At 74.5% G+C, this 6,052-nt stretch carries 6 protein-coding genes and 1 riboswitch; of the genes, 1 reads left to right on the top strand and 5 read right to left on the bottom strand.

The features are described from left to right. Positions 1 to 1,666 (bottom strand): bifunctional phosphoribosylaminoimidazolecarboxamide formyltransferase/IMP cyclohydrolase (purH, locus tag NBM05_RS10605; protein WP_254167121.1); only part of this gene is annotated, 1,666 nt, incomplete at its 3' end. Positions 1,667 to 1,706: 40 nt separating this feature from the next. Then, complete coding sequence (gene purN, locus NBM05_RS10600; RefSeq protein ID WP_254167119.1) at positions 1,707 to 2,276, bottom strand: phosphoribosylglycinamide formyltransferase; 570 nt, start codon at positions 2,274 to 2,276, stop codon at positions 1,707 to 1,709. A gap of 54 nt (positions 2,277 to 2,330) precedes the next feature. On the opposite strand from purN, the gene NBM05_RS10595 reads away from it, so the two are divergent. Further along, entirely contained in the window at positions 2,331 to 2,822 is a 492-nt protein-coding gene (locus tag NBM05_RS10595; protein WP_254167117.1) for a hypothetical protein, read from the top strand. Positions 2,823 to 2,915: 93 nt separating this feature from the next. Here the strand turns inward: NBM05_RS10595 and NBM05_RS10590 are convergent, their stop codons facing one another. The 3 genes from NBM05_RS10590 to NBM05_RS10580 all read right to left on the bottom strand — a co-directional run bounded on the left by NBM05_RS10590 (position 2,916) and on the right by NBM05_RS10580 (position 5,854). Beyond that, positions 2,916 to 5,138: a cell division protein PerM gene (locus NBM05_RS10590; RefSeq protein ID WP_254167115.1), complete on the bottom strand. Its 2,223-nt coding sequence runs from the start codon at positions 5,136 to 5,138 to the stop codon at positions 2,916 to 2,918. 87 nt (positions 5,139 to 5,225) lie between these two features. Beyond that, positions 5,226 to 5,666 (bottom strand): PIN domain-containing protein, encoded by a 441-nt coding sequence (locus tag NBM05_RS10585; protein WP_254167113.1) that lies wholly within the window; start codon positions 5,664 to 5,666, stop codon positions 5,226 to 5,228. Continuing rightward, positions 5,663 to 5,854: a hypothetical protein gene (locus NBM05_RS10580; RefSeq protein WP_254167111.1), complete on the bottom strand. Its 192-nt coding sequence runs from the start codon at positions 5,852 to 5,854 to the stop codon at positions 5,663 to 5,665. Before NBM05_RS10580 ends, NBM05_RS10585 begins: the two co-directional genes overlap by 4 nt. A gap of 29 nt (positions 5,855 to 5,883) precedes the next feature. Then, positions 5,884 to 6,016, bottom strand: a riboswitch (SAM riboswitch). Positions 6,017 to 6,052: the final 36 nt, after the last annotated feature.

The following is a 6,052-nucleotide window of genomic DNA, read 5'->3' as shown; positions in this document are numbered from 1 at the left end:
AGCCGCAGATGTTGGTGGTGACGACCTTCAGGATCGCCGCGTGGGGCAGCTGGCGCCCCACGTTGGCGGGGTTGACGCCCGGGCCGTCCTTCAGCTCGAACGTGGGGTAGTCGATCTCGACGACCTCCTCGTCGCGGATCGAGCCGCCGGGCTGGACGACGGCGCGCACGCCGGCGTCGAGCAGCACCTGCAGGCCGTCCGCGAACGGGAAGAACGCGTCGGAGGCCCCGACCGCGCCGCGCGCCCGCTCCGCGCCGCCGTCCCCGAGGGTGTTGGCGCGCTCGACCGAGAGCTTGCACGAGTCCACGCGGTTGACCTGCCCCATGCCGATGCCGACGGCGGCGCCGTCCCGGGCCAGCAGGATCGCGTTGGACTTGGCCGAGCGCAGCGCGCGCCAGGCGAAGGCGAGGTCGGCGAGCGTGGCGTCGTCGGCGGCCTCGCCGGCCACGAGCTCCCAGTGCGCGGGGTCGTCGCCCTCGGCCTGGAGGCGGTCGGCCTCCTGGAACAGGGCGCCGCCGGAGACCTGGCGGTACTCCAGCTCCTCGCGCTCGAAGCCCTCGGGCAGCACCAGGATGCGCAGGTTCTTCTTGGTCTGCAGCAGCTCCAGGGCCTCGGGGGCGAAGGACGGGGCGATGATCACCTCGGTGAAGATCGGCTTGACCGACTCGGCCATCTCCAGGGTCACCTCGCGGTTCGCCGCGATGACGCCGCCGTAGGCCGAGAGCGGGTCGCAGGCGTGGGCCTTGCGGTGGGCGTCGGCGATGGGGTCCGCGGCGTCGGGCGAGCCGACCGCCACGCCGCACGGGTTGTTGTGCTTGATGACCGCCACGGCCGGCTGGTCGAAGTCGTAGGCGGCGCGCAGGGCGGCGTCGCCGTCGACGAAGTTGTTGTAGGACATCGCCTTGCCGCCGAGCTGCTCGGCCTGGGCGATGCCGGGGTGCGCGGCGGGGTCGGCGTAGAGCGCCGCGCGCTGGTGCGGGTTCTCGCCGTAGCGCAGGGACTCCGAGCGCTCGAAGCCGAGGCCGGCGTAGGGCGGCCAGAAGTTGGCGTCCGGGTCCTGCAGGAACTGCTGCTGGGTCCAGGTCGCGACGGCGGTGTCGTACGCGGCCGTGTGGGCGAAGGCGCCGGCGGCGAGGCGGCGGCGCGCGGCCAGGTCGAAGCCCCCGCTCCGGGCGGCGTCGACGACGTCGTCGTACTGGGCCGGGTCCGTCACGACCGAGACGGCGTGGTGGTTCTTCGCCGCGGCGCGCACCATCGAGGGGCCGCCGATGTCGATCTTCTCGATGATCGCGTCCTGGCCGGCGCCGGAGGCCACGGTGTCCACGAAGGGGTAGAGGTTCACGACGACGAGGTCGAAGGGCTCCACGCCCAGCTCCTGGAGCTGGTCGATGTGGTCCTGCTTGCGGCGGTCGGCGAGGATGCCGGCGTGGATGCGCGGGTGCAGCGTCTTCACGCGCCCCTCGAGGCACTCCGGGAAGTCGGTGATGCTGGAGACCTCGGTGACGGGCACCCCGGCGTCGGCGATGGTCTGGGCCGTGGAACCGGTCGAGACGATGGCGACGCCGGCCTCGTGCAGGCCGCGGGCGAGGTCCGGCAGCCCGGACTTGTCGTAGACGGAGATGAGGGCGCGCTTGAGGGGGACGCGGTCGAGCTCGATGAGGGTCACGGATGCTCCAGTGTGTCGGGGGTCAGTGCTGGTGACCACATCAGCCTAAGCCAGCGGCGGAGAGATGCTTAATCGTGGTCACCAAGAGAGAACGCTCCTGGACCTTGATCCGCTCGTGCAGGGTCTCCTCGGTGTCCCCCTCCACGACCGGGACGGCCGCCTGCTCGATGATCGGCCCGGTGTCCACGCCGGAGTCGACGAAGTGCACCGTGACACCGGTGATCCGGACCCCGTAGGCGAGCGCGTCCCGCACCCCGTGCGCGCCGGGGAAGGCCGGCAGCAGCGCGGGGTGGGTGTTGACGATGCGGCGGGCGAAGCGCTCGACGAGGCGGGCGTCGACGATCCGCATGAAGCCGGCGAAGACGATGTAGTCGGGTGCGAGGGCGGCCAGGCGCGCCTCCAGCGCGCGGTTCCACGACTCGCGGTCCGGGTGGTCCCCCGGCGCGACGACGAACGTCTCCAGCCCGGCCGCGCGGGCGCGATCGATGCCGCGGCACTCCTTGTCGGCCCCGACGGCGGCGATCTCGACGTCGAGCAGGCCGGCGCCCGCGGCGTCGAGGATGGACTGGAGGTTGGTGCCGGAGCCGGAGACCATGACCACAATGCGCATGGGCCCCACTGTACCGGGGGCCCGGGGACCCTCCGGCCGGTAGACTCGGGTCCTATGCAATCCCCGCTCGATTCCCAGGACCGCCAGCAGACCCGCCCGACCGAAGGCCCCGGCCAGGACGGCCCCCAGCGCCCCGGCGAGGAGCCGGGCGCCGAACGGGCCGGGAACGCCGTCGTCTACCGCACGCGCGTGACGGTGCTGCTGGCGGTGGCCGGCGTCATGGCCACGTTCCTGGCGGGAGACGGCTCCGGCGGGCGGTGGTTCCTCGGAGCGGCCGTGGTGCTGCTGCTCGCGGCCGTGGGGACCGGCGTCGGGGCGCTGGTCGCGCTCAAGCGGGCCGGGTCCGGGCGGGCCGGCTACGTGTTCATGAGCGTCATCATGCTCTCGTGCCTCTACTTCGCGCTCGTGTCCGGCGTGAACCTGGCGATGTGGCCCCTCACCGAGGGGTACCGCGAGTGCGTGGACACCTCGCTGACCATCTCCTCGGCCAGCGGCTGCCAGGAGTCGCTGTACGACTCCATCATGTCCCGGCTGGGCGTGGGGTGACCCGCGGTCCCGTCTCCTCGGGGACGCGGCCCCGGAGCCGCTGAGCCCTCCCCCGCCTCCACCGGCGGCGGAGGGCTCTCTCGTTCTCCGGGGTCAGCTCCGCCGCCGACGCCGGGGGCGGGCCACCACGACCCGCTTCGGCTCCGGGCGGGGATCCGCCGCGGACGGGGCCTCGGGCGCCTCCGGGTCCTCCTGTCGGTCCGGCGCGGAATGGGGCGGCTCCGGGCCGTCGTCGTCCCCGGGGACCCCGGCGGCGGCGCGAGCGAGCGCCTCGTCGGTCCCCGGAGCATCCGCGCGGGGATCGTCCGGCTGGGCATCGGCCGGCACCGGAACCGCCGGCGCCTTCTCGCCCGGCTCCTCCCCGCCCCATCCTCCGGCGAGTTCTCCGCGGGCGGGCTCTCCGGCGTCGCCGCCCTCCACCCCGCCGGCCGCGTTCCGCGCGCCGTCGTCGTCCCGCGACGGCACGATCCGCGGACCGGCCCAGGGCTCGAGCGGCTCCGGACCCGGTTCCTCGCGATCCGACGGCTCCGCGCCGTCGGGCTCCGGAACGGGCGGCGAGTCGGTGAAACCGGGCCGCGGCTCGCGGGCGCCGCGCAGGCGTTCGAGGGCCGTGAGGCGTTCTCCCGACGCGGCGGCGGGACTGGAAGGCCCCTCCCCCGCGCTCGGCCGAGCCCCGGAGGGATCCTCGCCGTTCCGCGACCCCGCCGCGGGAGCCTCCGGGTTCGCGGACGGGGGGCTGACGGCTGCGGAGGCGGCGGGTGTCTTCGGGGACTCAGCCGGAACGGATTCGGCTCCCCGTTCCCGGCGGGCTGCCGCCTTGAGCGCGCGACGCTCGCGACGCGCTGCCCGGCGCCGCTCCGCGGGGGTCTGCCCCGGGAGCGGGCCCTCGCCCGGATCCACGGACGGGTCCTCGGCCGGGGATCCGGAGGGCGCACCCGCCGACGCCGCGGCAGACGCCCCGGCCGTGCGCTCGGCCGTCCCTCCGCTCGGCCTCTCGGCCGGCACCCCGTCCGACCCCGCCGAACGTCCCGGCGCGCGCGCCCCGGCCTCTCGTTCGAGCAGGGGCGAGAGCACCTGACCGATCAGCGTCCCGAGGCCCACGGTGGCCAGGGTCCACAGCCCGGTGAGGAGCGGGTCGGGCCCGACGTCGTCGAACCGCCCCACCCCGAGCGAGCCGCGCGAAAGCGCCGCGAGGACCCCCGTCCCGACGCCCACGAGCAGGCCCACGGCCAGCGCCAGGGCCAGCCCCGAGAGCAGCGCGGAGAGCCACCGGAAGCGGATCTTCAGCGAGAGCCACTCGTCCAGGTGGTTCTCCCCCGCGCGGACGAACCACCAGCCGGCCAGGGCGCCGGCCAGGACCGGCAGCGCGAGCACCGCGAAGGACCAGGGGCCGGTGCCCGCCGGGAGGGCCCCCAGCAGGGGCAGGCCGGGCAGGCCCGCCGCGTCGGTCACGGCCGGGGAGATCGCGGTCCCCTCCCCCAGGCTGAACCCCGCCCCCAGGCTCCAGGCCATGCCGAAGAGCACGAGGTTGGGGAGGAGGGCCAGCTGGACCAGGGTCAGCACGGCGTCGCCGAGCAGCCCCGCGTGCAGGGCCTGCTGGAGGGCCACGACGTCGTTCCACTGGTAGAGGATCGCCGCCCCGGTCAGCAGGGCGCCGCCCGCGACGACCCCGAGCAGCCCCACCCAGCCCGCGCGGAGCACGCACGCGATGTAGGCGCCGGCCCAGCGGGTGTACTGGTTGTAGCGCTCGACCAGGGCCTCCCGCCGGATCCCGACCAGCCGCAGCCAGGAGCCCGAGACCCGGTGGCCGCCCCACACCGCGCCGGCCAGCACCACCCACACGGGGACGACCGCCGCCGCGAACACGTTGGTCGACAGCTCCTGCGAGCCGGTCGCGAGGCTGACGACCGCGCTCAGGACGCCGTAGGTCACGGCCGAGCTGAGCACCGGCTGCCAGAACTGCCCCTCGTACGAGGCCTGCGCGAGGCGGGACCCCGCCCGGCGGGCGAAGAACAGGAGCAGGAGCGTGAGCCCCAGGGGCGTCAGCGTCGCGACGCCGGAGACCCCCGGCAGACCGGCGCTGCCCGCCACGTCCAGGTGCAGCCCCACGCCGTGCGCCGCGAGCCACAGCTGCCCGGCCCCTCCGAGCACGGGCTCGACGCCGCCCGGGAACCCGATCGACGCCCAGCCGCAGAGCAGCAGGACGAGGACGACGGCGAGGGAGGCGACGGTCATCAGGACGGTCTCGACGATGGCCTGCAGCCACAGGGGCATCGGCAGCGTCGCGGGAAGGGCTGGGCGGCGTGGGATTCTCATATCGAGATCAATTTTGACACGCCGCGCCGCGCGGGAGGCGTCACGCGCTCCCGGCGGCGGGGCCGCCGCGCGCCGGGAAGCCGCCGCTCAGGCCTCCGTCCAGGGGTCCGCGGCGTCGACCCCCCAGGCCCGGTACGCCTCGGCCTTCGACGACACGACCGTGAGGCCGTGCACCAGCGCGGTCGCGGCGATCAGCCCCTCGACCGCCGCCCCGGTCCACGTGCCCCCGGAGGGCTGGCCGCGGCGCAGGAGCGACTCCGGGGTGGCCCGCCCGGCCCAGGCGCGGGCCTCCTCGGGCCCCACGTCGAGCACGTGGCTGCCGAACCGCTCGACCAGCTCGTCGAGCCAGCGGTCCGTCTCGGGGTGGGGGTAGAGGCCCCGGAGCTCCCCGAGGCTGAGCGTCGACACGAAGAGGGTCCGGTGCGAGCGCCTGCGCAGGAACGCGACGATCACCGGGTTGGGCTCGGTGCGTCGGATCTCGGCGAGCACGTCCGCGTCGAGGAGCAGCCCCTGGGAGCTCTGGGTCATGCGGCGCGATCGACCGCCATCTCGACCACGGGGCGGCCCGCGGCGCTGGGCGCCAGCAGGAAGTTGAGGAACTCGGTCCGCGCGGAGTCCACGCGGGCGTAGTCCTGGATGCTCATCGCCTGGTATCCGCCGGCGACCGGGACGGCCGCGGAGAAGTCGGGACGGGGGGAGGAGGAAGTGGTGGGCATGGCCATCAGCGCGTCGAGCGCATTCCTTTCGTGTGCTCTTGCCTATACCGGTCAGGTCTGCCGCAGGTGCGGCGCATATAGACCGCTTCGTCATCCGAGCCACCCTTGAACATGGGGTTGGCGCTCAACCAAGTCGGAGCTTTGCAGTTGAGTCTCTTGAAGCTTGGATCAGCATACCCAAGGCGGGGGCGGGTGAAA

Origin of the sequence: Rothia santali, from assembly GCF_024199905.1 — a bacterium.
In the GTDB taxonomy this organism is placed as follows: Bacteria; Actinomycetota; Actinomycetes; order Actinomycetales; family Micrococcaceae; genus Rothia; species Rothia santali.
Note: the sequence above shows the minus strand (reverse complement) of the source record. Positions and strands in the feature narration are given on the sequence as shown.